Annotated in this window: 24 protein-coding genes; 14 read left to right on the forward strand and 10 right to left on the reverse strand. The window is 63.8% G+C overall.

From position 1 onward, the window contains the following. Positions 1–44 precede the first annotated feature (44 nt). From GLW01_RS07110 to GLW01_RS07120, 3 genes are read left to right on the forward strand one after another with little or no spacing between them, the layout of a single operon-like run. On the forward strand, positions 45–731 hold the full coding sequence (locus GLW01_RS07110) for a response regulator (protein WP_151440950.1): 687 nt from the start codon (positions 45–47) through the stop codon (positions 729–731). Then, a complete protein-coding gene (locus tag GLW01_RS07115) occupies positions 728–1,984 on the forward strand; it encodes a histidine kinase dimerization/phospho-acceptor domain-containing protein (RefSeq protein ID WP_151440895.1) in 1,257 nt (418 codons plus the stop codon). Before GLW01_RS07110 ends, GLW01_RS07115 begins: the two co-directional genes overlap by 4 nt. Before the next feature lie 58 nt (positions 1,985–2,042). Continuing rightward, on the forward strand, positions 2,043–2,801 hold the full coding sequence (locus GLW01_RS07120) for a class I SAM-dependent methyltransferase (RefSeq protein ID WP_151440894.1): 759 nt from the start codon (positions 2,043–2,045) through the stop codon (positions 2,799–2,801). 6 nt (positions 2,802–2,807) lie between these two features. On the opposite strand, the gene tilS is transcribed toward GLW01_RS07120, so the two are convergent. From tilS to GLW01_RS07140, 4 genes are read right to left on the reverse strand one after another with little or no spacing between them, the layout of a single operon-like run. Beyond that, a complete protein-coding gene (tilS, locus tag GLW01_RS07125; protein ID WP_160898630.1) occupies positions 2,808–4,169 on the reverse strand; it encodes a tRNA lysidine(34) synthetase TilS in 1,362 nt (453 codons plus the stop codon). Beyond that, on the reverse strand, positions 4,153–5,109 hold the full coding sequence (gene accA, locus GLW01_RS07130) for an acetyl-CoA carboxylase carboxyl transferase subunit alpha (RefSeq protein WP_160898631.1): 957 nt from the start codon (positions 5,107–5,109) through the stop codon (positions 4,153–4,155). Before accA ends, tilS begins: the two co-directional genes overlap by 17 nt. Before the next feature lie 30 nt (positions 5,110–5,139). Next, complete coding sequence (gene dnaE / locus GLW01_RS07135) at positions 5,140–8,625, reverse strand: DNA polymerase III subunit alpha (protein ID WP_160898632.1); 3,486 nt, start codon at positions 8,623–8,625, stop codon at positions 5,140–5,142. Positions 8,626–8,629: 4 nt separating this feature from the next. After that, positions 8,630–9,079, reverse strand: coding sequence for a TlpA family protein disulfide reductase (locus GLW01_RS07140; RefSeq protein WP_151440891.1), 450 nt, complete (start codon positions 9,077–9,079; stop codon positions 8,630–8,632). Between the two features lie 111 nt (positions 9,080–9,190). On the opposite strand from GLW01_RS07140, the gene GLW01_RS07145 reads away from it, so the two are divergent. Together GLW01_RS07145 and GLW01_RS07150 are read left to right on the forward strand one after the other, a co-directional pair. Continuing rightward, positions 9,191–9,574, forward strand: a complete 384-nt coding sequence (locus tag GLW01_RS07145; protein WP_151440890.1) for a DUF2069 domain-containing protein — start codon at positions 9,191–9,193, stop codon at positions 9,572–9,574. Positions 9,575–9,580: 6 nt separating this feature from the next. Further along, a complete protein-coding gene (locus GLW01_RS07150; protein ID WP_160898633.1) occupies positions 9,581–11,347 on the forward strand; it encodes a GspE/PulE family protein in 1,767 nt (588 codons plus the stop codon). Between the two features lie 31 nt (positions 11,348–11,378). Here GLW01_RS07150 and wrbA read toward each other — a convergent pair whose 3' ends face one another. Further along, entirely contained in the window at positions 11,379–11,978 is a 600-nt protein-coding gene (gene wrbA / locus GLW01_RS07155) for an NAD(P)H:quinone oxidoreductase (protein ID WP_160898634.1), read from the reverse strand. A 276-nt stretch (positions 11,979–12,254) separates the two neighbouring features. On the opposite strand from wrbA, the gene GLW01_RS07160 reads away from it, so the two are divergent. The 9 genes from GLW01_RS07160 to GLW01_RS07200 are packed head-to-tail and all read left to right on the forward strand — an operon-like array spanning position 12,255 to position 20,830. After that, on the forward strand, positions 12,255–12,527 hold the full coding sequence (locus tag GLW01_RS07160; protein ID WP_160898635.1) for an STAS domain-containing protein: 273 nt from the start codon (positions 12,255–12,257) through the stop codon (positions 12,525–12,527). A gap of 37 nt (positions 12,528–12,564) precedes the next feature. Further along, the gene (locus GLW01_RS07165; RefSeq protein ID WP_151440886.1) at positions 12,565–12,927 is read left to right on the forward strand and encodes a response regulator; all 363 of its coding nucleotides are present in this window, start codon (positions 12,565–12,567) and stop codon (positions 12,925–12,927) included. 36 nt (positions 12,928–12,963) lie between these two features. Further along, positions 12,964–15,030: a chemotaxis protein CheA gene (locus tag GLW01_RS07170; protein ID WP_160898636.1), complete on the forward strand. Its 2,067-nt coding sequence runs from the start codon at positions 12,964–12,966 to the stop codon at positions 15,028–15,030. Next, on the forward strand, positions 15,030–15,566 hold the full coding sequence (locus tag GLW01_RS07175) for a chemotaxis protein CheW (RefSeq protein WP_151440884.1): 537 nt from the start codon (positions 15,030–15,032) through the stop codon (positions 15,564–15,566). Before GLW01_RS07170 ends, GLW01_RS07175 begins: the two co-directional genes overlap by 1 nt. 3 nt (positions 15,567–15,569) lie before the next feature. Then, complete coding sequence (locus GLW01_RS07180) at positions 15,570–16,337, forward strand: ParA family protein (protein ID WP_160898637.1); 768 nt, start codon at positions 15,570–15,572, stop codon at positions 16,335–16,337. Continuing rightward, complete coding sequence (locus GLW01_RS07185; protein ID WP_160898638.1) at positions 16,337–18,259, forward strand: methyl-accepting chemotaxis protein; 1,923 nt, start codon at positions 16,337–16,339, stop codon at positions 18,257–18,259. The genes GLW01_RS07180 and GLW01_RS07185 overlap by 1 nt, the downstream gene beginning before the upstream one ends. A gap of 16 nt (positions 18,260–18,275) precedes the next feature. Beyond that, positions 18,276–19,094 carry a CheR family methyltransferase gene (locus GLW01_RS07190; protein WP_151440881.1) on the forward strand — a complete coding sequence of 273 codons (819 nt, stop codon included), beginning with the start codon at positions 18,276–18,278 and terminating at the stop codon, positions 19,092–19,094. A gap of 2 nt (positions 19,095–19,096) precedes the next feature. Then, on the forward strand, positions 19,097–19,753 hold the full coding sequence (gene cheD, locus GLW01_RS07195) for a chemoreceptor glutamine deamidase CheD (protein ID WP_160898639.1): 657 nt from the start codon (positions 19,097–19,099) through the stop codon (positions 19,751–19,753). Positions 19,754–19,774: 21 nt separating this feature from the next. Beyond that, entirely contained in the window at positions 19,775–20,830 is a 1,056-nt protein-coding gene (locus tag GLW01_RS07200) for a protein-glutamate methylesterase/protein-glutamine glutaminase (protein WP_237416517.1), read from the forward strand. Here GLW01_RS07200 and GLW01_RS07205 read toward each other — a convergent pair. The 5 genes from GLW01_RS07205 to GLW01_RS07225 form a co-directional block, all read right to left on the reverse strand. After that, on the reverse strand, positions 20,818–21,627 hold the full coding sequence (locus GLW01_RS07205) for a substrate-binding periplasmic protein (RefSeq protein WP_160898640.1): 810 nt from the start codon (positions 21,625–21,627) through the stop codon (positions 20,818–20,820). The two genes, GLW01_RS07200 and GLW01_RS07205, sit on opposite strands and share 13 nt — an antisense overlap. 95 nt (positions 21,628–21,722) lie before the next feature. Next, positions 21,723–22,271 (reverse strand): class I SAM-dependent methyltransferase, encoded by a 549-nt coding sequence (locus GLW01_RS07210; protein ID WP_160898641.1) that lies wholly within the window; start codon positions 22,269–22,271, stop codon positions 21,723–21,725. Beyond that, the gene (locus tag GLW01_RS07215) at positions 22,268–23,227 is read right to left on the reverse strand and encodes a D-2-hydroxyacid dehydrogenase (protein ID WP_160898642.1); all 960 of its coding nucleotides are present in this window, start codon (positions 23,225–23,227) and stop codon (positions 22,268–22,270) included. The genes GLW01_RS07210 and GLW01_RS07215 overlap by 4 nt, the downstream gene beginning before the upstream one ends. A 79-nt stretch (positions 23,228–23,306) precedes the next feature. Next, on the reverse strand, positions 23,307–24,512 hold the full coding sequence (locus GLW01_RS07220) for an acyl-CoA dehydrogenase family protein (protein ID WP_160898643.1): 1,206 nt from the start codon (positions 24,510–24,512) through the stop codon (positions 23,307–23,309). Positions 24,513–24,525: 13 nt separating this feature from the next. Then, entirely contained in the window at positions 24,526–25,833 is a 1,308-nt protein-coding gene (locus GLW01_RS07225; protein ID WP_160898644.1) for an acyl-CoA dehydrogenase family protein, read from the reverse strand. Positions 25,834–26,017: the final 184 nt, after the last annotated feature.

Genomic DNA, 26,017 nt, shown 5'->3' on the forward strand with positions numbered 1-26,017 from the left:
CAACTGGCAGGATTGTGCAGGGTACCGATTAAGTGGGCATTAAGATGCATGTGTTGCTGATTGAGGACGATGATCTGGTGGCCTCCGGTCTGGTCAGCGGCCTGGAGATGGATTCCTTTGTGGTCGACCGGGTCACCAGTGCCAGGAGCGCGGAACACGCCATGGCGACGGTGAACACCGATATAGTGATCCTGGATCTTGGCCTGCCGGACGGGGATGGCCTTGAACTGCTGCGCCAGTGGCGGACCCGGGGCGTCACCGTGCCGGTTCTGGTACTGACGGCCAGGGACGCCATGGATGACCGGGTGACCGGGCTGGAATCCGGAGCGGACGACTACGTTCTCAAGCCCTTTGATCTGGACGAGCTCAGCGCCCGGCTGCGGGCCCTGCTGCGCCGCGCATCCGGCCGCGCCACGCCCGCGATCGAGCATGGCAGCCTGCGGTTCATGCCGGAACGCGGCGAGGTCACCATGAACGGGGAACCGGTCACCCTCCCGCGCAGGGAGCTCCTGCTGCTGGAAAAGTTCCTGCGGTCCGGTGGCAGCATCCTGACAGGAGAGCAGCTCAAGGACGCCCTGTACGGCATGGACACCGAGATCGGCAGCAATGCTCTCAATGTGCACATTCACCACCTGCGCCAGAAACTGGGTCGGGAGCTGATCCAGACGGTCCGCGGCATGGGTTACCGGCTGGGCCCTCCACCCGGCGATGACAGCGGGGAACCGCAATGACGCTGAAACGGCGACTGGTTCTGGGCGTGGGGCTGGCCCTGGGGGTTCTGTGGGCATCCGCCGCTGCGCTGCTGTTCCTCGACCTGCGCAGCCAGGTTTCCGATACTCTGGATGAGCGCCTGGCAGCCTCCGCGCGGATGGTCGCGGGTCTGGTCGCCCGTCAGCCCGGACTCCTGGAAAGCCCCCGAAGTGATACGGAGCTGGTGCAGCCGGAGTCCGAGGGCGTGGCCTGCCAGATCCAGGCCGCCGGCGGTGAGGTGCTGGTGCGCACCGAAGGCGCCAACAGCCAGGCCCTGGACGCCCGCGAGCCCGGCTACCGGAACACGATGATCAGCGGAGAACGCTGGCGTCTCTATACCCTTGAGCACAACGGGCTGCACATCACTACAGCGGACCGCATGACGGAGCGCGGTGAGCTTCGCGAAGGCATTCTCCTGGTGCTGGTTGCCCCCTTTGCGCTGGCACTTGCCGGCGGCATCGGCGTGGTCTGGTTCGGCATAAGCCGGGGTCTGGCGCCCCTTGAGCAACTCAGCCGTGAGGTCTCCCGACGCCGCCCCTCCATGCTCACCCCCGTGGACATCGGATCAGCTCCGGCGGAACTCCAGCCAGTGGTCTCAACGCTGAATGATCTTCTGGCAAGGGTGAACGAGGCGATACAGCGCGAACAGCACTTCGCCAGTCAGGCGGCCCATGAACTGCGCACGCCACTGACCGCCATCAAGACAAACCTGCAGGTAGCAGCACGCCAGGCACCCGAAGCCAGCCGGGCTCTGGACCAGGCGCAAGCGGGCATCCAACGCATGCAGCGCATCATCGAGCAGCTGCTGATGCTTGCCAGGGTTGAACGGGCGGGCGCACACGGCCATGAACGGGCAGCCGTGGAAACAGTGATCCATCAGGCCATTGCGGATCTGCCGGAGCGTGATCGAATCCGCATCGATTCGGAGGCATCACTCCCGGATCTGCCACTTCCCGCGCCACTGGCCTCAACAGCCCTGCGCAACCTGCTGGAGAATGCGCTGCGCCACGGCACCAACGGGGAAACGGTCGAGTTGAGGGTCCAGTGCAGCGGCACGGACCTCGTAATGACGGTGACCAATCCAGCCGGGGACCACGCGCCGGCAGACCCCGAGCGCAGCGACGGTCTCGGGCTCACCATCGTGCGTGCGATCACGGAACGATTCGATGCCCGGTTCGAATTCCGGCATCCACGGGAAGGGATGGTGGAGGCTGTTATCACCTGGCCGACTTGACCCGGTCCCCCACCCCCAACGATCATAAGCGCCCCTTTCGCAATATGGAAATGAGCGCATGAGTGATTCAGGCGTAAAAACCGACGAGAAAAAACAGCACTTTGACGATATCTATGTGGCGGAAACGCCCGTCCCCTTCAAGGAACGCATCCTCGACGAACTCGACTACGTCTCGGACAACTTCAACCGCCAGACCTTTGATCGACTGATCCTGCCCTGGGCCGAGAAGAAGGCCGCCAGTGGTGCCCTCAATGTTGTTGACCTCGCCGGATGCTTCGGCAACACCACCATGGCAACCATCAACGGTATGGATCTCAACGGCATCCGTGAGAACTGGAAGGACACGGAAGCCTGCAAAAAAGTGGCCCAGCCGCGCCGCTTCAACGCCAGTGTCACCGGCATCGACATCTCCGCCAACGCCCTGGCCTACGGCCAGTCCGCCGGCATCTACGACAACACCATCCAGGCTGACCTGAACACGCCGGATGCCGCGACCCAGGCGGAACTCGAAAAGACCATGAAGAACGCCAATATCCTGATCTCCACGGCGGCCCTGGTCTATCTCGAGCCCCACGCGGTGGAACGCCTGATGGATGAATTCGCCGCTGGCGACGACGAAGGCTACCTGCTGGTGAACTTCCTCAACCCCTTCGCACTGGAAGCGGCGGACGCCACCAAGCGCATCCTGCTCGAGCGCTTTGAGTTCGTCGGCAGCATGGCCTCACGCCACCGGCTCATGTCCGAGCTGGAGCGCTCCAACTACCCGGGCGAGGAATGGGCCCTGCTGGAAATCTGGGCGCTCAAGCGCCGCAAGTAATCCAGGTTACGGCGCCGCCTTCAGCAGTTGCCATGGGCGGTGCCAGACCGGCTGCCAGCCGGTCTGCCCTTCCCCCGCGCGCCACTCCGGCGCCAGCCAGAGATCCGCAATCGCCACCAGTTCCCCGCCGCCACTGAATACCAACGGCAGGTGTGCCCGTTCCCAGGGCGGAATGCGCTGCTCCTGCAGCCACTTGCGCAACGGGCGATGGGGCTGGCCGGGACCGGGGCGGAAACGCTCACCGCCGGAGCGGGCCCGGATCCGGAAACGCTCACCCGCATTCACAGCCAGGCCGCTTCCCTCATATCGCTCGGCGGACAGCCGGGTTCCGAACCACTCCAGATCGTTGCCCACAGACCATTCAACCGCCGCATCCCGGCCCACCACGGGTAGATCCGGAACCAGCCAGAGCTGATCCCGGAAACGGCAGACCCGCCAGTCTTCCCCGCGCAGTTCCGGTTGACCGTCATCGGGCGCGTGGAGCAGTGCCTCCAGCCCGGACGCCAGGCGCCGTTCACCCGGAGGCTGGCAACCGTGGCGGATCAGCAGATGACGCAGCAACTGTTGGCGCCGGGGCCCGCTCAGCTGACCCAGTGCCTGGACACTGATGCCCTGCCCGCTGGCCGCGCTTACGGCATCGATGTCGGCCAGCTCCGAAAGCAGCTGCTCCGCTTGCCGGCAGTGCTCAGCGCTGCGGCCCATGCGCCGGCCGCTTCGGGGCCAACGCGCTTCCAGGCGCGGCATGATCTCGTGGCGCAGGTAGTTGCGATCAAAGCGGGTATCCCCGTTGGAACTGTCCTCGCACCAGTCCAGCGCCCAGTCACGGGCCAGAGCCTCAATGCGCCGCCTTTCCATGCCCAGCAGGGGGCGTACGAGACGACCGCTGCCCAGTTCCCTTTCCCCTGGCATCCCGGCCAGCCCACGCACGCCACTGCCGCGCAACAGCCGCAGCAACACGGTCTCGGCCTGGTCGTCACCATGGTGTGCCATGAACAGGAGATCCCCTGGTTCCAACAGGGACTCAAAGCACTCATACCGGGCGTTTCTGGCCCGGGCCTCCAGATCCGGCTGCTCCGGATCAAGCGCCAGCCGCTCACTCACCAGCGGCACAGCCAGCGCGTCACAGACCCGCTCACAGTGCTGCTGCCACTGATCCGCGGCCGCGTTCAGACCATGATGGAGATGAATGGCATGCAGATGGGCATTGTGGCGTGGCGCCAGCGCGGCCAGGCAGTAGAGAAGAAAGGTGGAATCGCAGCCGCCGCTGAAAGCAACCCACCAGCGACGGCTTTCCGGCAGGTTGTGAAAGGCCCCGTTCAGATCCTGGGGCCAGGCCTCCGGCGCCGGCGGTTCACTGCTTGCTGGCATCGTAGCGGGTCAGGCGCTCGTACCGCTGCTCGACCAGTTCGGAAATGGAGAGCTGCTCCAGTGCGTCCAGCTCCTCAACCAGGGCCTCCCGCAGGCTTGCGCCCATGGTGGACTGGTCGCGGTGGGCACCGCCCAGCGGCTCCGGAATGATCCGGTCGGAGACGCCCAGGGACTTGAGCCGGTCCGCGGTCACACCCATGGCCGCGGCCGCGTCCGCGGCGTGGTCGGCGCTCTTCCACAGGATGGACGCGCAGCCCTCGGGCGAGATGACGGCATAGGTGGAATACTGGAGCATGCAGAGCCGGTCACCGACGCCGATGGCCAGCGCGCCCCCTGAGCCGCCCTCACCGATGACGGTGCAGATGATGGGCGTCTGCAACCGGGACATCAGTGCCAGGTTATTGGCAATCGCCTCGCTCTGGCCGCGCTCCTCGGCACCAATGCCGGGATAGGCGCCGGGCGTGTCGATCAGTGTGATCAGCGGCAGCTGGAAGCGTTCGGCCATGCGCATGAGCCGGGCCGCCTTGCGGTAACCCTCGGGTTTGGGCATGCCGAAATTGCGGTGGACCTTATCCTTGATCTCGCGCCCCTTCTGGTGACCGATGACCATCACCGGCCGGCCATCAAGCCGTGCCAGGCCACCCACAATGGCCGGGTCATCCGCAAAGCTGCGATCACCGTGGAGTTCATCGAAATCCGTGAACACTTCATTGATGTAGTCGAGGGTGTAGGGACGCTGGGGATGGCGCGCCAGCCGCGCGATGTCCCATGCCTTGAGGTCGCCGAATATGCTCTCGGTCAGGCTGATGCTCTTGTTGCGGAGCCTGTTGATCTCCTCCGAGATGTTGACGTCGGCATCATTGCCGACCAGACGGAGTTCCTCGATCTTGTCCTCGAGTTCGGCGATGGGCTGTTCGAAATCCAGGTATTGGGGGTTCATGGCGCTCCATCTGTTGTTTCTTGCAACCGTTTATTCATCGTATACCAAAGTCACGCGATCGTCGCCCAGCAGGTGGCGCAGGCTCAACAGCAGTTCGTCGTCCGGCTGCACCTGCCAGTCCTCACCCAGGCGGATCAGCGTGCTCGCATCCGGGCTGTAATAGGCCAGATTAACCGGGCAGCCGTTACCGCGATAGGGCCGCAACACTTCCTCCAGATGATCCAGGAAGCCGTTGGCGCACTGTGGCCGATCCACCGCAAGGCGGATGCCGTGGCTGTACTGGCGGCGGGCGGCATTGATGTCCATCACACCGTCCGCGGTCATCTTGAGCGATCCGCTGTAGTCATCGTAGCTGATGCGCCCTTCCAGGATCAGCACATTGTCCGCCTGCAGAAGATCCTTGTACTCCATGAAGGCGTCCGTGAACAGGGTCGCCTCAATGCGGGCGCTGCGATCGTCCAGGGTGACGAACGCCATGGGCTGGCCACGGCGGTTCTTCATGGTGCGCACCGCCACCACCAGGCCGGCAATCCGCTGGGTGCCTTTGCCCTGCTGCAGGTTGGCGATGGGCGTGGGCACGAAATGGCGGACCTCGCTCTCGTAGGCATCGAAGGGATGACCCGTCAGGTAGAGCCCCAGGGTTTCCTTCTCCGCCTGGAGGCGCTGCTTGTCGCTCCACTCGCGCAGGTGGGCCACATCCGCGAAGGGATTCTCATCCCCGGTGGAGACCAGATCCTCACCGAACAGGTCGCCCATGCCGGCATTGGCATTGCGGCTGAGCTGGCCGGCCTGCTGGATGGCCTTGTCGATACTGGCCATCATCTTCGCCCGGCTCGGGCCCAGGTTATCCAGGGCGCCGGCGCGGATCAGTGCCTCGATGGCGCGCTTGTTGACCTTGCGCATCTCCACGCGTGCGCAGAAATCGAACATGTCGCGGAAGGCACCGTCTTCCTGGCGCGCCGCCGTGATGCTTTCAATGGGCCCTTCACCCAGGCCCTTGATCGCGCCAAGACCGTAGACCACCTGGCCATCATCATTGACGGTGAAGCTGAACTCACTGGTGTTCACGTCCGGCAGCACCAGATCCAGCCCCATGCGGCGGCATTCCTCGACCAGCGTGACCACCTTGTCGGTGTTCTGCATGTCCGCGGTCAGCACCGCCGCCATGAACTCCGCCGGGTAATGGGCTTTGAGCCACAGGGTCTGGTAGGAGACCAGCGCGTAGGCCGCCGAGTGCGACTTGTTGAAGCCGTAGCCGGCGAACTTTTCCACCAGATCGAAGATGTTGTCCGCCAGTTCCTTGCTGATGCCGTTGTTTTCGCAGCCTTCGAGAAACGCCTTCTTTTGCTTTTCCATCTCGGAGGCTTTCTTCTTGCCCATGGCCCGACGCAGCAGGTCCGCCTGGCCAAGGGAGAAGCCCGCCATGACCTGGGCGATCTGCATCACCTGCTCCTGATAGAGGATGATGCCATGGGTGGGCTTAAGCACCGGCTTGAGGCCGTCGTACTGGAAATCCGGGTGCGGGTAGGCCTCGGGCTGGCGCCCGTGCTTGCGGTCGATGAAGTCGTCCACCATGCCGGACTGCAGCGGCCCGGGCCGGAACAGGGCCACCAGCGCGATCATGTCCTCAAGGCTGGCGGGCTCAAGACGCCGGATCAGGTCCTTCATGCCGCGTGATTCCAGCTGGAAGACCGCCGTGGTCTCGGCCTTCTTGAGCAGCTCAAAGGAGGGCTGATCGTCCAGTGGAATCTCGTCGATGTCGATATCCGCCTCGCCGCGCTCGCGCCGGCGACGGTTCACCATGGCCAGGGCCCAGTCGATGATGGTCAGGGTCCGCAGGCCGAGGAAGTCGAACTTGACCAGCCCGGCCTCCTCCACGTCGTTCTTGTCGAACTGGGTGACGACACTGCCGCCGTCTTCTTCACAATACAGCGGGGCGAAATCGGTCAGCTTGGTGGGCGCGATCACCACGCCGCCGGCGTGCTTGCCGGCGTTACGGCAGATGCCCTCGAGCTTCTTCGCCATCTCCCATATTTCCTGGGCTTCCTCGTCCTGCTCCAGGAACTCGCGCAGCGGCTCTTCTTCCTCATGGGCCCGTTCCAGGGTCATTCCCGGATCGAAGGGAATGAGCTTGGACATGCGGTCCGCCAGCCCGTAGGACTTGCCCTGGACCCGGGCGACGTCGCGCACCACGGCCTTGGCCGCCATGGTTCCGAACGTGATGATCTGGGAGACGGCATTCTTGCCGTAGCGCTCGGACACATAGTGGATGACCCGGTCGCGCCCTTCCATGCAGAAGTCCACGTCGAAGTCCGGCATGGACACACGCTCCGGATTGAGGAAGCGCTCAAACAGCAGATCGTACTGCATCGGGTCGATGTTGGTGATCAGCAACGCGTAGGCCACCAGCGAGCCCGCGCCGGAACCGCGCCCCGGCCCCACGGGCACCCCGTTGTCCTTGGCCCACTGGATGAAGTCCATCACGATCAGGAAGTAGCCCGGGAACCCCATCTGGTTGACGATGTTGAGCTCGAAGTCCAGGCGTTCGTAGTAGCGCGCCCGCTTCTCTTCATAGTTGGGATCCGTGCGGTCCAGGATGCGCTCAAGGCGCTTCTCAAGCCCCTCTTCCGAGACCTTGCGGAAGTACTCATCCATGGTCATCCCTTCCGGGATGGGGTACTGGGGCAGCGAGATCTCGCCCAGCTTGACCGGGACCGTGCACCGGCGCGCAATCTCAATGGTATTGTCGATCGCCTCCGGGATATCCTCGAACAGCTCGATCATCTCCTCCTGGGAACGGAGGTACTGCTGGTCGCTGAAGCGCCGCTCACGCCGGGGGTCATCCAGGGTCTTGCTCTCGCCGATACAGACCCGGGCCTCATGGGCCTCGAAGTCATCAGCCTCCAGGAAGTGGACGTCGTTGGTGGCCACCACCGGCAGTTCCAGCATCTGGGCCAGAGCCACCTGCCCGTGCACACAGTCCTCGTCATAGGGGCGGCCGGTGCGTTGGAGCTCAAAATAGAAGGCGCCGGGGAACAGGGCGGCCCAGTAGCGGGCCCGTTCCTCGGCCAGTTCCTGCTTGCCGGCCAGTATGGCCCGGCCGATGTCCCCGTCCCGGGCGCCGGAGAGCATGAGCAGGCCTTGCGCTCTCTGTTCGATCCACTCCCGCTCCACCAGAGGTATCCCGGTGGCCAGGCCATCGGTATAGCCCAGGGAGATGATCTCGGTCAGGTTGCCGAAGCCGGTCTGGTTGCGTGCCAGCAGGGTAATGCGGAAGGGTTTGTGCGGGTCCTCGGGATTACGCAGCCAGATATCCGCGCCAATGATGGGCTTGATACCGGCGCTGGTGGTGCCCTCGTAGAACTTCACCAGCGAGCACATGTTGGACTGTTCGGTCAGCCCGATGGCGGGCATGCCCATTTCCGCCGCGCGCTCGATCAGTGGCCTGATCCGGATCAGGCCATCGACCAGCGAATACTCCGAATGGATACGAAGATGAACGAATGTACGCGACACAGGGCTACTCCATGACCTCGACCAGTTCCTCCTCGGTCTGCTCACCGAAGCGGGCCTCGACCACGTCCCCCTCCGGGTTGATCACAAAGGTAGCAGGAAGGGAGACCGGGTGCTCCCAGCCGTAATGGGCCTGGGGATCGTCAGTGACGACGGTGAACTCGATGCCCATGTCCTCCATGAGGGTGCGAAGAGGCTGACCTTCCACCTGATCGAAGTTCACGCCCAGAACCCGGACTCCGTCGCGCTGATCCAGCGCGTTCAGTTCCGGGATCTCTTCGTAGCAGGGTTTGCACCATTCAGCCCAGTAGTTGACGAAGACCCACTGGCCTTCCAGCTCGCTGGTTCTGACCACGTCACCTTTGGCGGCGGCAAAATCGGCGCTGCCGCCCAGACCGCCGGGCATACCGTCACAGCCCGCCAGCGCGAGCATCAGCACGACAACCGTCGCGCGCATGAGATGAATCACCGCCAACCTCCTGATAGAGTAACGGGCAAAGCCGGATCGAACATTGTAACGGCAAAACCGGCCTCCGTAATCCATACCCGCTGAAGTGAATCGCCCGTAATGACCGAGACCGCACGCCGCCACTCCGACCTGCCACTGGCCCACTGGGTCGGGCTGGCAAGCTTTTTCTCACTCATGGCCATTCTTGCGCTGACCACTTTCTGGCCAGCCCCGGTGGAGGGCGCTTCCAAAGCCGCCATCCTGGCCATCAAACTCGTGCCTCTGGTCATTTTTGTGCCCGGGCTCCTGCGGGGCCGGAACATCACCTACATCTGGGCCTGTTTCATGATGATGATCTACTTCGCGCCCCTGTCGGTCAGCTCCTATCTGTACGGCTGGCCCCTGACGAGTGTTATTCCGCTGATCCTGACGCTGGTCTTTTTCGTGGCGGCCCTTTTCAAGCTGCGCCAGGACCCGCGCAACCCCGGCATCACCTCGGGCTGAGCAACCATGGCGAGAGCATCCAGCCCCGAGCGTGACCAGCCACTGAGCCTGCCCCAGGTCTGCGATGCCCTGGTCAGGGATGGGCGCATTTCCGAGGAGGAAGCGCGCGAGGTACGCAACGCCAACCTGGGCTCGGATGCCCAGAGGCACCCGCTGGAGATGATTGCGGACGCGCAGCTCCAGGATGCCAATACCGGCCGCCTCCTGGACCTGGATACCCTCACACAGTGGCTGGCCCACTGGTCCGGGCTGGAATACGTGCACATCGACCCGCTCAAGGTGGATGTACCCTCGGTGGCGGACGTGATGTCGTACGCCTACGCCCAGCGCAATGGCATCCTGGCCGTGAAAGTCACCCGCGATGAGGTCCAGGTGGCAACCGCCCAGCCGTTCCAGCGCGAATGGATCAGCAACCTGGAACACATCACCCGGCGGACGGTGACCCCCGTAGTGGCCAACCCGGCGTCCATCCGCCGCTTCACCGTGGAGTTCTACCAGCTGGCCAATTCCGTCAGCAAAGCGGGTGGCGAGGATGCCAGCAAACACGTCCAGAGCTTTGAGCAACTGCTCGACCTGGGCGAAGGCAAGGCGGACGCCAATGACCAGCACGTGGTCAGCATCGTCGACTGGCTGCTGCACTACGCCTTTGAGCAGCGCGCCAGCGATATCCACATCGAACCCCGCCGGGAGATGTCCCAGGTGCGGTTCCGGATCGACGGCGTCCTGCACACCGTCTACGAATTCCCGATCAACGTGGGCATTGCCGTGCTCAGCCGGCTCAAGATCCTGGGCCGGCTGAACGTGGCGGAAAAGCGTCGCCCCCAGGACGGTCGCATCAAGACACGCAAGCCGGATGAGAGCGAAGTGGAGCTGCGCATCGCGACCATGCCCACCGCCTTCGGCGAAAAGATGGTGCTGCGGATCTTCGACCCGGAGGTGCTGCTCAAGCCCTTTGAGCAGATGGGCTTCTCGCGCGATGATCGCGAGCGCTGGCAGCGCATCACCGACAACCCCTACGGCATCATCCTGGTCACCGGTCCCACGGGCTCCGGCAAGACCACGACCCTCTACTCCACGCTGCGGCAGATGGCGTCGGACGATGTGAACATCTGCACCATCGAGGACCCCATCGAGATGGTGGAACCGGCGTTCAACCAGATGCAGGTCCAGCACGGCATCGATCTGACCTTCGCCCATGGGGTGCGCGCCCTGCTGCGCCAGGATCCGGACATCATCATGATCGGCGAGATCCGCGACCAGGAGACCGCGGACATGGCGGTTCAGGCCGCGCTGACCGGCCACCTGGTGCTCGCCACCCTGCATACCAACGATGCTCCCAGTGCCCTGACCCGGCTGCTCGAACTGGGACTGCCAAGCTACCTGATCCGGGCCACGGTCATCGGGGTCATGGCCCAGCGCCTAGTCAGGACCCTGTGCACCGGGTGTAAAACGGAAGGCAGCATCGATCCGGAAGCCTGGCGAACCCTTACCCGCCCCTGGAAAGCACCCACGCCGGAACATCCCTGCGAGCCGGTCGGCTGCCTGCAGTGCCGCAACACCGGGTACCTGGGGCGGTCGGGGGTCTACGAGATCATGCCGGTGGAAGGCGTGGTTGAGGAACTGATCACGCCTGAATGCGACGTGAGCCAGCTGCGCCGGGAAGCCTATAAGCAGGGCATGATGTCACTGCGCCTGTCCGGTGCCCAGAAAGTCGCTGCCGGGCTGACCACCATCGAGGAAGTCATGCGGGTCACCCCGGAAAGCCAGCGGTAGGCGCGGCCACGGCCGCGCCTGCCTCAGGCGTTCAGCCGAACAGCTTCACTGCCTGCTCCGCCACATGCTTACCCTGGAACCGGGCGATCGCCTTCTCGCGCTCGTCCGCCTGCCGGGAGCCGTCACCGCCTGCCAGCATGGTCGCCCCATAGGGAGTGCCGCCGCCGGGCTGGGAGATGTCGAAAAGCTCCCCCGTACCGTAGCCGATCGGCACAATGGTCATGCCGTGGTGGGCCAGGGTCACCCAGAAGGTGGTAATGGTCTGTTCCTCACCGCCACCGGTACCGGTTGAACCGAACACGCTGGCGAGCTTGCCGTGCAGGGCGCCCTTCGCCCAGAGCCCGCCAGTCTGGTCCATGAAGGTCCGCATCTGGCCGGCCATGTTGCCGAAGCGGGTGGGCGTGCCGAAAAGGACGGCATCGTAATCAGCCAGCTCGTTCGGGGTTGCCACCGGCGCCTGCTGATCGGCCTTGCCGCCAGCGTTTGCGAAGGCGTCGGAGTCCATGGTCTCCGGAACCCGCTTGACCGTCACCTCGGCGCCATCAACGCTGCCCGCGCCTTCCGCCACGGTGTTCGCGAAGTCTTCCATGTGACCATACATCGAATAGTAAAGAACCAGTACTTTCGCCATTTTCCATCTCCTGTGGTGTTGCGTGTGATCTGTTACTGCTGGTCAGACTAGCGCCCTGCCCGCCCCCATCAAAGCGGAACATTTCGAGCGCCCTGTTCAAAATGACTGATGCCTCGATGCGGACTCCTTTCCGCACAGCAACGGGGATTTCTCAAGTATCGCCATATGCAGCCGTTAACTGTTGTCACAGCGATATAAACAGGCGGACTCTTGATGATCCCGCCGCTATCATCTGCCGTAGTCGTCATGACCAGTCCTTCAAGAGGAAATGCCTGGATGAGTGAAGATTCCAGTAATGTCGTGGTCCTTGGTGCCCAGGTGGACATCTCCATGGCGGGCATGCTGTACCAGCAGCTCTCCAGCGCCCTGGATGCTGACGGTACTGCGATTCTGGATGGTACCGATACCGAAAGGGTCGATACCGCGGGCGTCCAGCTTCTGCTGGCATTCCGGCGACAGGCTGAAATGCAGGGGCGTGACTGGGAATGGCGTAACCGCCCGCGGTGCCTTGCCGAAGCGGAATCCCTTCTTGGCACCGAAACTGCGTGACTATTCTGAAACGCCGGCAAGCGGCAAGGAGTTGACGATGGCAAACATTCTCGCGGTGGATGATTCCGCCTCGATGCGGCAGATGGTCTCACACACGCTCAAGCAGAACGGCCACAGCGTTGTGGATGCCCCTGACGGCAAAGCGGCACTGGACAAGGCCAAACAGCAGAAGTTCGACGCGGTCATCACCGACGTGAACATGCCGAACATGGATGGCATCACGCTGATCAAGGAGCTGCGCAAACTGCCCAACTACAGGTTCACGCCGCTTCTGCTGCTGACCACCGAGTCGGCCCCGGAAAAGAAACAGGAAGGCAAGGCGGCCGGCGCAACCGGCTGGCTGGTCAAACCCTTTGATCCGGAAAAACTGATGGGCGCCGTACGCAAGGTTGTGCGGTAAGCACCGAATTCACCGGAATCACAGGCCGGAGTGGCTATGAGCATCGACATGAACCAGTTCCTGCAGACCTTCTTCGAAGAAAGCTTCGAGGGACTGGACGACATGGAAAACGGCCTGCTCAACATGACGGCCGGCGAACCGGACGTCGAACAGCTTAATGACATCTTCCGGGCGGCCCACTCGATCAAGGGCGGCGCGGGGACCTTCGGCCTGAACTCAGTTACCGATCTGACCCACAAGCTTGAAACCCTGCTGGACCGCCTGCGGGAAGGCGAAAGCGAGGTGACCACCGACGGGATCAACCTGCTTCTGGCGTCCGTGGACTGCCTGCGCTCCCTGCTCCAGGCGGAGCGTGATGGCACTGAAGCGGATCCCCAGCAGGCGGCCGACATCACCACCCGGCTGGCGGCCATGGTCGACGCCGACGATGACGACGGCAGCAGCGACGGTAATGCTGGTGATGATGCTGGCAGCTCCGCTACGGCTGACGATGGCTCCGGCCCGGGCGGCGGCTGGCGGATCGGTTTTACACCCGAACCCCACCTGTTCATGACCGGCAACGACCCGCTGCGGCTGCTGGAGGAACTGAGCGAACTCGGCGAGATCCAGGTGAGCTGCGACAGCAGCAGTCTCCCCGCCCTGCCGGACCTTGATCCTGAAGAGTGTGTTCTGAGCTGGACCATTGACCTGTATGGGGATGTCGAGCGGCAAGCCATTGAAGAGGTGTTCGAGTGGGTCGAGGATGACTGCTCCCTGACCATTGAGCCTCTGGAGCCGGCCGGCGGGGATACCACCACCGCGGCCCCGGAAACAGCCCCGGAACCGGAGGCGGCCAGCGCCGGAGAGCCGGCGGGCGACGACGCGCACCAGAAGCCGGCGCAGCAGAGCAGCGGCGGCAATGCCAGCACCAGCAGCTCCATCCGGGTGGACACGGGCAAGATCGACAACCTCATCGATATGGTCGGTGAACTGGTCATCACCCAGTCCATGCTCAACGAGCTGGGCGAGAACTTCACCATGGACAAACTGGAGAAGCTTCAGGACGGCCTGGCGCAGCTTGAGCGCAACACCCGCGAGTTGCAGGAAAATGTCATGCGCATCCGCATGGTGCCGATCAGCTTCGCCTACTCGCGCCTGCCGCGCATGGTCCATGACCTGATGCGCCAGCTGGGCAAGAAGGTGGACCTGCAGCTCAACGGCGAGGAGACCGAACTGGACAAGACGGTGATGGAGAAGATCATCGACCCGCTTGTCCACCTGGTCCGCAACGCCATGGATCACGGCATCGAGCCCCCGGAAAAACGCGCCGAGCTGGGCAAGCCCGAGACCGGCACCCTGGAGATGAACGCCTACCACAAGGGCGGCTACATCGTCATCGAGATCAACGATGACGGTGGCGGCATCAGCCGTGACCGGCTGCTCAACAAGGCCCGCGAGGCGGGGCTGATGGAAAACGGTTCGGAACTCTCCGACGAGCAGGTCTTCGACTTCATCTTCCATCCCGGCCTGTCCACCCATGATGAGGCCACCGACGTCTCCGGTCGTGGCGTGGGCATGGACGTGGTCAAACGCAACATCAAGGCACTGGGCGGCAACATCACCGTCAACTCAACCCCCGGCAAGGGGACGCGCTTCGCCATCCACCTGCCGCTGACCCTGTCCATCCTCGACGGGCAGCTGTTCCGGGTGGGCGACCAGGTCTATGTGGTGCCGCTGATCTCGATCATGGAGTCGCTGCAGATGCAGGGCGGCAAGATCAAGCGCATGGCCGGCACCTCCGAGCTCTATGAGTGGCGGGACGACTACATTCCCATCATCCGCCTGCGGGAGCTGTTCAACGAGGCCGGCGGGGGCGATCTGGAGAACGAGCTGATGGTGGTCGTGGAAGAAGACGACCGTTACGTCGGGCTCCACGTGGACGAACTCCTCGGCCAGCAGCAGGTCGTGATCAAGAGCCTCAAGAGTAATTACCGGCCGGTGACCGGCTTTGCCGGGGCAACCATCCTGGGCAATGGCACCGTGGCGCTGATCCTCGACATTGCCGGGCTTCTTGAGCTGGCCCAGGCACGCGACGAAGTGCTCACGAAGGGAGCCAATAACTGATGAGCGAATCCGCAAGCGACAAGACCAACAGCGTCGCCACCACCCAGCAGGATGCCGCACTCCAGGGCACCGTGGGCGACGGCGACCAGTATCTCACCTTCACGCTGGGGGATGAGGAATACGGTGTGGACATCCTCAGGGTCCAGGAGATCCGGGCCTGGGATACCGCCACCCCCATTCCCAACACCCCGCCCTACGTGAAGGGGGTCATCAACATGCGAGGCACCATCGTGCCGGTGGTGGACCTGCGCGAGCGTTTCGGCATGGAAACGCTGGAATACACCCAGTTCACCGTGGTGGTGCTGGTCAAGGTCATCCACGGCAACCGGGAGCGGATCATGGGTCTGATCGTGGATGCACTTTCCGAGGTCTATGGGATCAACGAAGACCAGCTCCGGCCACCGCCCGAGTTCGGCACCGTGATCCGGACGGACTTCATCCGCGGCCTCGCCACCATGGAGGACAAGATGGTGATCGTACTGGACGTGGACAGCCTGCTCGGCGAGGACGCCGGGGTGGGCGGGGACGGCGACTGACCCATGCGTGCTGTCGCGGTCCTGAACCAGAAAGGTGGTGTCGGCAAGACGACCACCAGCGTTCACCTCGCCCATGGTATGGCACGGCTGGGTGAATGGGTTCTGGGCATCGACATGGACCCGCAGGGGCACATGGGCACCAGCCTGGGCGCGGACAACCGCCTGCCCGGGCTCGACCGGGTGCTCCTGAACGAGGAGCGCCTGGTGGATCACCGCCAGAACGTTCGCGAACACCTGGATCTGATCTGTGCCGGCCCCGGACTGCGCAGCTTCGAGACCCTGGACGAGGGCGGCCCGGAGCGCGGCTGGTGGCTGAACGAAGCGCTGTACGAACTGGAAACGGAAAGCGCCAGCGAGGCACCGGAATGGGTGATCATGGACTGCCCGCCCTCCTCCGGGCTGCTGGCCATGAACGCCCTGCTCGCCGCCGATGACCTGGTGATACCGGTGTCCTGCGATTTCCTGTCATTGCAGGGGCTGTCCACGCTGATGCAGACGCTTTCAAAGGTCGAGGAACGGATGCAGGGAGCCAGCCGCAAGTGGCTGGTCCTGACCCGCTTCCAGACCCGGCGGCGACTGTCGCGCGAGGTGCAGGAAACCCTGGTGAACCACTTCCCGGGGCAGCTGCTGCAGACGCCGATCCGGGAGAACGTGTCCCTGGCGGAAGCGCCGGGGTTCGGCAGAACGGTTTTTGAATACCAGGCCACCAGTAACGGCGCCGCCGACTACGCGGCCCTGGTGGAGGATCTGAGATTGGGGAGAGTGCGCTGATGGCCGAGAACAACCGCAGTAACCGCAACGACGGCTCCGGGCGCCGTGGCGGAGGCCGGCGGCAGAAACTGGGCAATGATCCGCTGGCATGGATGGAAGACAGCGACGGAACACCCCCGGAGCCGGAACCTGAACCGGCCACCGGCCCCAGAGACGAACAGAAGACACAACAGACCGAGTCACGGGAGAGCAAGACCATGGCCAGCACCAACCAGAGTAACCAGGTCACCATTGACCCGGCGGAATACGAGGCCCTCCAGCGCACCAAGCTGGCCCTGCATACCGCGACCACGGCAATGATGACGACGGACCCAGAGGGCCGCATCGACTACCTCAACGAACGCATGCAGGACCTGCTGCGCGATTATGAGCGCGACCTCGCTGAAGAGAACCGGGGCTTTCGTGCCAAGGGACTGGAGGGCGAGGATCTGGTGGATACCTTCCCCCAGCTGCGTTCCATTGCCCGCCAGATGAACAAGGTCCGCAATGACGCCATCCACGAGACTGTGGACATCGGCCGGCTGCGCTTCGACATCGCTATTACCGGGGAAGAGAACGAGCGGGGCGAATTCCTGGGCAACACCATTGAATGGTTTGATAAGACCGAGGAGCGCGAGCGCGAGGAGAACGAGGAGCAGGTCCGCTCGGAACTCAAGGATATGATCAACCAGGTCCGTGAGGGGCGGCTCGACGAGCGGGTCGACACCGACGCCATGTCCGAGGGCTTCATCAAGGATCTGAGCGCGGACGTGAACAGGGTCGTGGACGCCGCCCAGCGGCCCACTCAGGAAGTGATCCGCGTCATGAAGAACCTCGCGGATGGCAACCTGCATGACAAGATGCAGGGCGAGTTCGAGGGCGACTTCGGTCGACTCCAGGAGGCGGTCAACGAAACCGTGGATGTGCTGCGCAACACGGTTGAACAGATCACCGATGCCACCGGCAACATCGACTCCGCGGCCAAGGAGATCGCCCAGGGCAACCAGGACCTGTCCCAGCGTACCGAGGAGCAGGCCAGTTCCCTGGAGGAAACCGCCTCATCGATGGAGGAGATCACCTCCACCGTGAAGCAGAATGCGGACAACGCTCAGGAGTCCAACCAGCTCGCCACCGCAGCCCGCGAGAAGGCCGAGCGCGGCGGTGAGATCGCCCGCCAGGTGGTGGATGCCATGGGCGAGATCAAGAGTTCGTCCAGCGAGATCAATGACATCATCACGGTGATCGACGAGATCGCCTTCCAGACCAACCTGCTGGCCCTGAACGCGGCCGTCGAGGCAGCGCGTGCGGGCGAGCACGGGCGCGGATTCGGCGTGGTGGCCGCCGAGGTCCGCAACCTGGCCCAACGCAGCGCCTCCGCCGCCAAGGACATCAAGAAGCTGATCAAGGACTCCAGCGAGAAGGTCGAGCACGGCACCAAGCTGGTGGACGAATCCACCGAGACCCTTAACGAGATCATCAACTCGGTCCAGACGGTGACTGACAAGATCGCCGAGATCGCGGCGGCCAGCAACCAGCAATCCTCCGGGATCGACGAGATCAACAAGGCCGTTTCCCAGCTGGATGAGGTCACCCAGCAGAACGCGGCCCTGGTGGAAGAAGCAGCGGCGGCCTCCGAGTCCCTGGATGAACAGACCACCTCACTGGTGGATCTGATGAGCTTCTTCGGCGACAGCGGCGCAGGCAGCCAGAAGGCGGCCAGCGGGAGCCGTGCCGGAGGCGGACAGCGCCAGAGCAGCGGTGCGGGCAGCCGCAGCCAGGGTCAGCGTTCCACACTGGCCCAGCGTGGCAATAATGGTTCAGGCACGGGGGCCAGGTCCGCCCAGAGCAGTGCGGCGGGCGGAGCCAACACCGGCGCGACGGCCCGGAACACCGGACAGCAGGCAGAAGACGGCAATGATGACAGTGAATGGGAAGAGTTCTGAGCGGGAGTAGGCGATAGTGTCCCGGGAGCGGGAATTCCAGTTCACCCGTGGGGACTTTGAGTGGATCCGCGAGAAGGTGACTGGCGAAACCGGCATCCAGCTCAATCCCTCCAAGGACCAGATGGTGTATTCCCGGCTCGCCCGTCGCCTGAGAGCGCTGGGCCTGCCGGATTTCGCCTCCTACAGGAAACTGCTGGAACAGGACAATGGCGAGGAGATGGGCCAGTTCGTCAACGCCCTGACCACCAACCTCACGGCCTTCTTCCGGGAATCCCACCACTTCGATCATCTGGCGGGGATCCTTCAGGAATGGGCCGGCGAGCCCATCAACATCTGGTCCGCAGGCTGTTCCACCGGCGAGGAGGCCTACTCCATCGCCATGACGGTGCTGGAGAATCTCAGCGCACAGGATGCCGAAAGGGTGACCATCACCGCCACCGACCTGGACAGCAGCGTGGTGGAACACGGCCGCCGGGGCATCTACGACGAGGGACGGCTTTCCGGTGTGCCCGCGCTGCTGAAGAAACGCTACTTCCTCCGGGGAACCGGCCGCAATGCCGGCAAGGCGAAGGTGAAGGAGCCACTCAGGCGCATGGTCACCTTCGACACCCAGAATCTGCTCCACGACTGGCCCTTCAGCGAACGGTTCCGGATCGTGTTCTGCCGCAATACCGTCATCTATTTCAACAAGGAACTTCAGGCGCAGCTGTTCGAGCAGCTGCACCGCTACACCGCGCCCGGCGCATGGCTCTACATCGGCCACTCGGAATCCCTGTGGAAGGTCACTGAACGCTTTGTCTCCCATGGCCGTACCATCTACGAACGAGTGGACTGACCATGGCGGAAGCAGCGATCTCAACCCACCCAAGACAGCCCCGCGCCCTGCCCGGCTTTGAGCGGATCCGGCGCTACTGGGACCCGGTCAACCACGTCTGGGCGGCCAAACTGCTGCCCGGCGAGTTCTATGTGAGCCGGGGCGATGAGATGATCGTCACCACCCTCGGCTCCTGTGTGGCTGCCTGCATCCGGGACCCGAAACGCGGCGTGGGGGGCATGAACCACTTCATGCTGCCCACACGGGGCGGTGACCCGGAAAGCTGGGTGGACGACCCGGTCAACCTGGCCACCCGCTACGGCAACAACGCCATGGAGCAGCTGATCAACCGCATCCTGAAACTCGGCGCGCGCCGCCAGGACCTTGAGGTCAAGCTTTTCGGTGGGGGCCGTGTCCTGAAGGGTGTAACCACGGACATCGGGCAGCGCAATATCGAGTTCGCCATGGAATACTGCGCGACCGAATCCCTGGGACTGATCAGCCGGGACCTGGGAGGCGCCTACCCGCGCAAGGTACAGTTCTTCCCGGATACCGGGCGCGCCTTCAGCAAGAAACTCTACCGTACCCGCAACCAGACACTCATCGAACGCGAGGAGCACTACCTCCACGAACTGGAGGAAGAACCGGTGTCCGGCGGCGATGTGGATCTTTTCGAATAACCGATGAACCGGGAGTACCAGATGATCCGCACCATTGTGGTCGACGATTCGGCGCTGATCCGCCAGATGCTGACGGAAATGCTCAACGATGCCCCGGACATCGAGGTGGTGGACACCGCGCACGATCCGTATGACGCGCGGGAGAAGATCAAGGCCCACAATCCGGATGTGATCACGCTGGACGTGGAGATGCCGAAGATGGACGGCATCACCTTCCTGCGCAACATCATGCGGCTGCGCCCAATGCCCGTTCTCATGGTGTCCTCACTGACACAGGACGGCGCCGAGGTCACTCTGGAAGCGCTGGAGATCGGCGCCGTCGACTATGTCGCCAAGCCCCAGGTCAACGTCGCCAGCGAATTCCAGGACTACGCGCGGGAGATCCAGGACAAGGTCCGCATGGCCGCCTCCGCCCGGGTTACCGCCAGTTCCCGCCCGGCCGGGGAAAAGCGCAGCGCGGGCTCGGTGCTGCCCAAGCGCCGCCCCGGTGACCTGAAGAGCACCGAGAGGCTCATCGCCCTGGGCGCCTCCACCGGCGGCACCGAGGCCCTGCGCCACGTTCTGGAGCAGCTGCCCCCGGACAGCCCGGGGGTGGTCATCACCCAGCACATTCCCCAGGAGTTCAGCCGGGCCTTTGCCAACCGCATGGATGGCACCTGCGCGGTGACGGTCACCGAAGCCCAGCATGGCCAGCGGATCATTCCCGGCCACGTCTATGTAGCCCCCGGCAACCGCCACCTGACCGTCAAGCGTGACGGTGCCCGCTACACCTGCCAGCTCCATGACGGTGACCCGGTGAATCGCCACCGGCCCTCGGTGGATGTGCTGTTCCGCAGCGTGGCCAATGAAGCCGGAAAGAATGCCGTTGCCGCCCTGCTCACCGGCATGGGCGATGATGGTGCCAGGGGTATGAAGGAGCTGCACGAGCTGGGCGCCTACACCGTGGCCCAGAACGAGGAGACCAGCGTGGTCTGGGGGATGCCGGGAACAGCAGTGGAGATGGAGGCGGTCAGTGACACCCTGGCACTGGACCGGATCGCCGAAGCCCTACTGGGCCGGGCGCGTCAGTCCACCTGATCGGGGGTGAGCCGTTCCACGGCGGGCACGTCGTTACCCAGCGCGTCCACCAGGATCCGCTCGATCCCACCTTCCCGGCGCATGGCTTTCAGTGCCCGGTTGAAATCCTCGATGCGCTCGGCATTACCCGCCACCTCGCGGGAGAGAAGCAGATGAAGCCGGTCCTCACGGACCGGTTCGGGATGCCAGGTCAACGCCTTCGCCTCTTTCTTACTGAGAAGATCACTGATCATCCGCTGGCCGACCACCCGGTCCATGGGAAACAGGTCAATGCGGCCCGCCAGCAGCTTATGGAAATTCAGCTCATCCGATGACACGGTTTCCGTGATGGCAATCCCCTGGCTCGTCACCCGGTCGATCACGTCGCCATAATCGTAACCGCGGGTCAGTCCAATGCGGTACTCGGCAAGATCGGCTGTGTTTTCCCAGTCAAACGGCATGTCCGCCCGGTGGAAGAACACGTATTCGGTGACGATCACCGGCCGACTGATGAAGAAGTCCTCGCGCCGCTCACTGGAAGGCATCCAGACCGCGGTGCCGTCACGCTGGCCCCTGCGGGCAAGATACAGGGACCGGGCCCAGGGGTGGAATTCATACTCGACCCGGTAGCCGGCGCGCTCGAACGCCCGGGTCACGATCCGGGAGGCAATGCCGTAACCGGGCTCTTCCCTGCCCAGATAGGGTGGCCACTCGCCATTGGTAATGTGCAGCGTGCGGTCCTGAGGGACTCCCTCGGCCAGCGCTGGGGCTGGCACCATCACAGCCAGCGCCAGAAGCACTGTTCTCAACCATGCCATTATACCCTCCCCCAGCGGACCACCGGACTTTCAGAAAAATTCCCCGCAGGGACAGGGTGGCAATACCCGGAACAGCTGTCCACCGAAACGCGGATTCAGCGTGTAAGAAGCACCAGGACAGGACCGCGGTGGCCGGACGGGTCAACAGGCATGCGCCACTCATAACCGCTCCCGGTCAGCCATTCGCGGATGGCGTTCCATTCGGCCTCGCCACCATCGTGGCCACGGTACACCATCAGCGACAGACAGCCGCCGGAGGCCAGCATTGCCATCGACTGTTCCAGAGCAGGGATTGTCGTGTCCGCCCCGGTGGTGCGGGTGCGGTCACTGCCGGGGAGATAGCCCAGATTGAACATCACGGCATCCAGCTGCCGCTCCCCGTGGGGCCTAACCTGCTCCCGGATATGGGCATGGCTTTCACAAAGGAGGGTCACGCGCTCGCCAAGCCCGGCGTCGGCAAGCTGGTTTCGGGTGGCCTCGATAGCAGCAGGCTGGACATCCATTGCCCAGACATGGCCCGTGGCGCCCACCTGCTCCGCCAGGAACCGGGTGTCATGGCCATTCCCGGCCGTGGCATCCAGCGCCAGGCCGCCCTCGCCCAGCACCCCGGCAACCGCTTCATGGGCCTGCCGGGTCAGTCTCACACCACCCACCGTTCCAGGGTGCCGGCGGCGAAGGCCTGCAGGTTGTCGGCGCTCTGCTGCACCATGCGCTGCCGGGCCTCCTGGCTCGCCCAGGCACAGTGCGGAGTCACCAGCAGGTTGGGGATATCGTCGGCAAGCAGGGGATTGCCATCCACCGGCGGTTCCTGTGTCAGGACGTCCACGCCGGCGCCGGCAATGTCGCCCTGGCGCAGGGCATCCGCCAGCGCCTGCTCGTTAACGATACCGCCCCGGGAGGTGTTCACCAGCAATGCGGACTCCTTCATGGTCCTGAGAGCCTGCGCATCGATCAGATCCCGGGTGTCATCGCTCAGAAGGCAGTGCACGGAAAGCACATCCGCGACAGGGAGCAGCCTCTCCAGCGACTGCCGGGGGAAACCATCCACCTCCCCTTCCGGCTGCCCGGGTCTGGCCGCGATCCGCACATCCATCCCAAAGGCCTGCCCCAGCCGGGCCACGCCCTGCCCCAGATCGCCATACCCAAGCACCACTAGGGTCCTGCCCTCCAGCTCGATGATGGGATGATCCATGCGACAGAACATGGGGCTCTGCTGCCACCAGCCGGCGCGTACATCCTGGACGTAATCCACCAGACGGTTGGCCAGGGCCAGGATCAGGGAGAACGTATGCTGGACCAGTACGGGCCGGGCGTAACGGATGGCGTTGACCACACGGATGCCCCTGGCCTCGGCCGCTTCCAGGTCGATGTTATTGACCCCTGTTGCGGTGACGACCACGACACGGAGATCCGGCGCCGCCGCGAAATGCTCATCCCTTAGAACCACTTTGTTCGTGACCACGGCTTCGGCATCCGCGATGCGCTCGGCCACCTGTTCGGGAGCACTGGTTCCATGGAGGGTCAGATCCGCGGCGGCCTGCATCGGGCCCAGGTCCACGTCCGACCCAAGGGTATCGGCATCCAGGAAAACGGCTTTCACGGTGATGATTCCTCCTGATCGGGTACAGCGATGACAGGCGTTATTGTCACCGCTGACCCCCGTTGAGGCAATCAGCCGATCACCGCAGCTCGCTGGAACTCAATCCCAGCAGGCGCCGGGCAATGATCAGGTTCTGGATCTGCTGGGTGCCTTCAAAGATGTCCAGGATCTTGGAGTCCCGGGCCCATTTCTCCAGCAGTTCCTCCTCGCTGTAGCCCAGGGTGCCCGCCAGTTCGGCGCAGCGCAGGGTGATCCAGTTACCCACGCGCCCGGCCTTGGCCTTGCACATGGAAGCCTGAACCGAATTGGGCTGATGGTTGTCCGCCATCCAGGCGGCACGCACGGTCAGCCAGTAGGCGGCCTCCCATTCCGCCTCCATGCGGTAGATCTCGGCCTCAACGGCGGAGCCATTGTCCACGGGCTGACCGTAATCCAGATTCACTTGGTCGGCGAGGAGTTCCTTCAACCGTTCCAGCGCGGCACGGCCGCAGCCCACCGCCATGGCCGCCACCAGGGGACGGGTGTTGTCGAAGGTCTGCATGGCACCGGCAAAGCCCTTGCTGGTGTCGATCTCGGGACTCCCGAGCAGGTTCTCCGCCGGTACCCGACAGTCCTGGAAGTGGATGGCGGCGGTGTCCGAGGCCCGAATGCCCAGCTTTTTCTCCAGGCGCGCCAGCTCCATGCCGGGCGTGCCCCACTCCACCACGAATGACTTGATGGCAGCCTTGCCCATGGACGGATCCAGGGTTGCCCAGACCACCACGCAGTCCGCCCGCTCACCGGCGGTCACATAGATCTTCTCGCCATTGAGGACGTACTCGTCGCCCTCACGGCGAGCCGTGGTCCGGATGGCGCCGGAATCCGAGCCGCAGCCGGGCTCGGTGATAGCCATGGCCGCCCATTTACCTTCGAATCGCTGCTTCTGCTCATCCGTGGCAACAGCGGAAATGGCGGCATTGCCCAGCCCCTGTCGGGGCAACGAGAGCATCAGGGCCACGTCGCCGTAGCACAGCTCCATGGCGCCGAGACAGACGCCCATGTTGGAGCCGTTACGCACGCCTTCGGTGCCAGCCTCGCCACTGGCCCCGGTGGTCGCGGCGCCCGCCGAGTTGGAGGGATCGCCCTCGTTGAACCCATCCAGAATCGAAGCCAGCATATCCAGCTCCCTCGGGCGCTCATGCTCATGCCGGTCGTAATAGCGTGAAATGGGCCTGAAGGTGCCCGCAGCGACCTGGTGGGCATTGTTGACCAGTGAACGGAATTTCTTCGGGATTTCCAGGTTCATGCCATGCCCTCCCTTAAAGATGCAGGCCGCCGAAGGCGATACCGGTGGCCCGCAGGTCCCGGTACCAGCGTTCTACGGGGTATTCGTGGGTGTAACCGTGGCCGCCCAGGACCTGTACACCGTTGGTGCCAATGCCTATGGCCTTATCCTTGACCAGAGTCCGAGCCAGGTGCGCCTCACGCCGGAAGGGCAGGCCCTGCTCGGCGCGGCAGACAGCGCGCCAGGTGAGCATGCGCATGGCATCCAGCTCGATGGCCATATCCGAGATCAGGAAGGCCACACTCTGGCGGTGGCTGATCGGCTCGCCGAAGGCGGTACGTTCATTCGCGTAGGGGATCACGTAGTCCAGCATCGCCTGGCTGGTGCCGATGGCCAGGCTGCACCACGCGAGGGTGCCCAGGTCCACGAAGGCCCGATAGTCGAAATCACCGGCGCCGAGCCGGTTAGCCGCCGGCACCGTCACACCATCAAGGGTGACACGCCCCTGGCCGCCGGCCCGGACCCCCATGGCGAAATCCGCCTCGACACCGAGCCCCTGGCTGCCCCCTTCCACGATGAACACGCCGGGCCCGTCCTCGGTCATCGCGGCCACCAGGAAGAGCTCCGCCTGCGCCGCCAGCGGCACCAGGCTCTTGGTGCCTTTGAGCACGTAGTGATCGCCCCGGCGGCTGGCGGTGCAGGCCGGGCGCAACGGATCGAACAGGGGGGCGGGTTCGGAAACTGCGATGGTGGCCACCGGCGGGTGGTCGCCGGCGAATTCCACCAGGTAGGTCCCCTGCTGGTGGGCACTCCCCCACTGGGTGAGCGCATTCGCCACGGAAACAGGCGCGAGGATGGCAATGGCCTGCCCCATGTCCCCGTGCGCCAGGTCTTCCGCCACCAGCATTGAGGTGACCGGGGAACGTTCCGTGGCCGCACCCCCCAGCGCCTCCGGCACGGCAAAGAGCGTCAGACCGAGTTCGGAGGCCTGCTCCAGGGTTCCGGGCGCGATGCTCTGCTCCGCGTCCGCGGGTTCCCCGCGCTCCCGGAGCACCTCGCGGGCGAATTCCTGCACGCTTTCACGGATCATGCGCTGCTCGTCCGTGATGTTCAGATCGAACAGGTCACGGGTCTCGCCGGGGGCCTGCAGGCGCTGGGGGCGTTTGAGGGGATTGAGGTTGCGGAACTGGCGGGCGCTGGTGCTGATCGCACTGAAGCTGGAACGACTCAGGTAATAGCTGATGTTCTCAGCAGTGCGCCGTACTCCCAGGCGGTCAAGCACCCCTGAACCAGCCAGATGGTTGAGCGCGCTCAGGGCGTATCCCATTGCATCGCGGGCCATGAGCCTCTCCTCGGATTGTGACTGATAATCCGATTATGACGAATCTGGCGCCATTGCCATTGACCATAATGCCGGTACGGACTGCTAACGGTGCAGCTATCCAACCGGATTCATACGGTGAAATGTGGATGATTCATCAATTCCAGCCCCGAACTGGATGAGAGGATTGACCGGAAAAACAGGC

Origin of the sequence: Vreelandella halophila (genome assembly GCF_009856365.1) — a bacterium.
In the GTDB taxonomy this organism is placed as follows: domain Bacteria; phylum Pseudomonadota; class Gammaproteobacteria; order Pseudomonadales; family Oleiphilaceae; genus Halospina; species Halospina utahensis_B.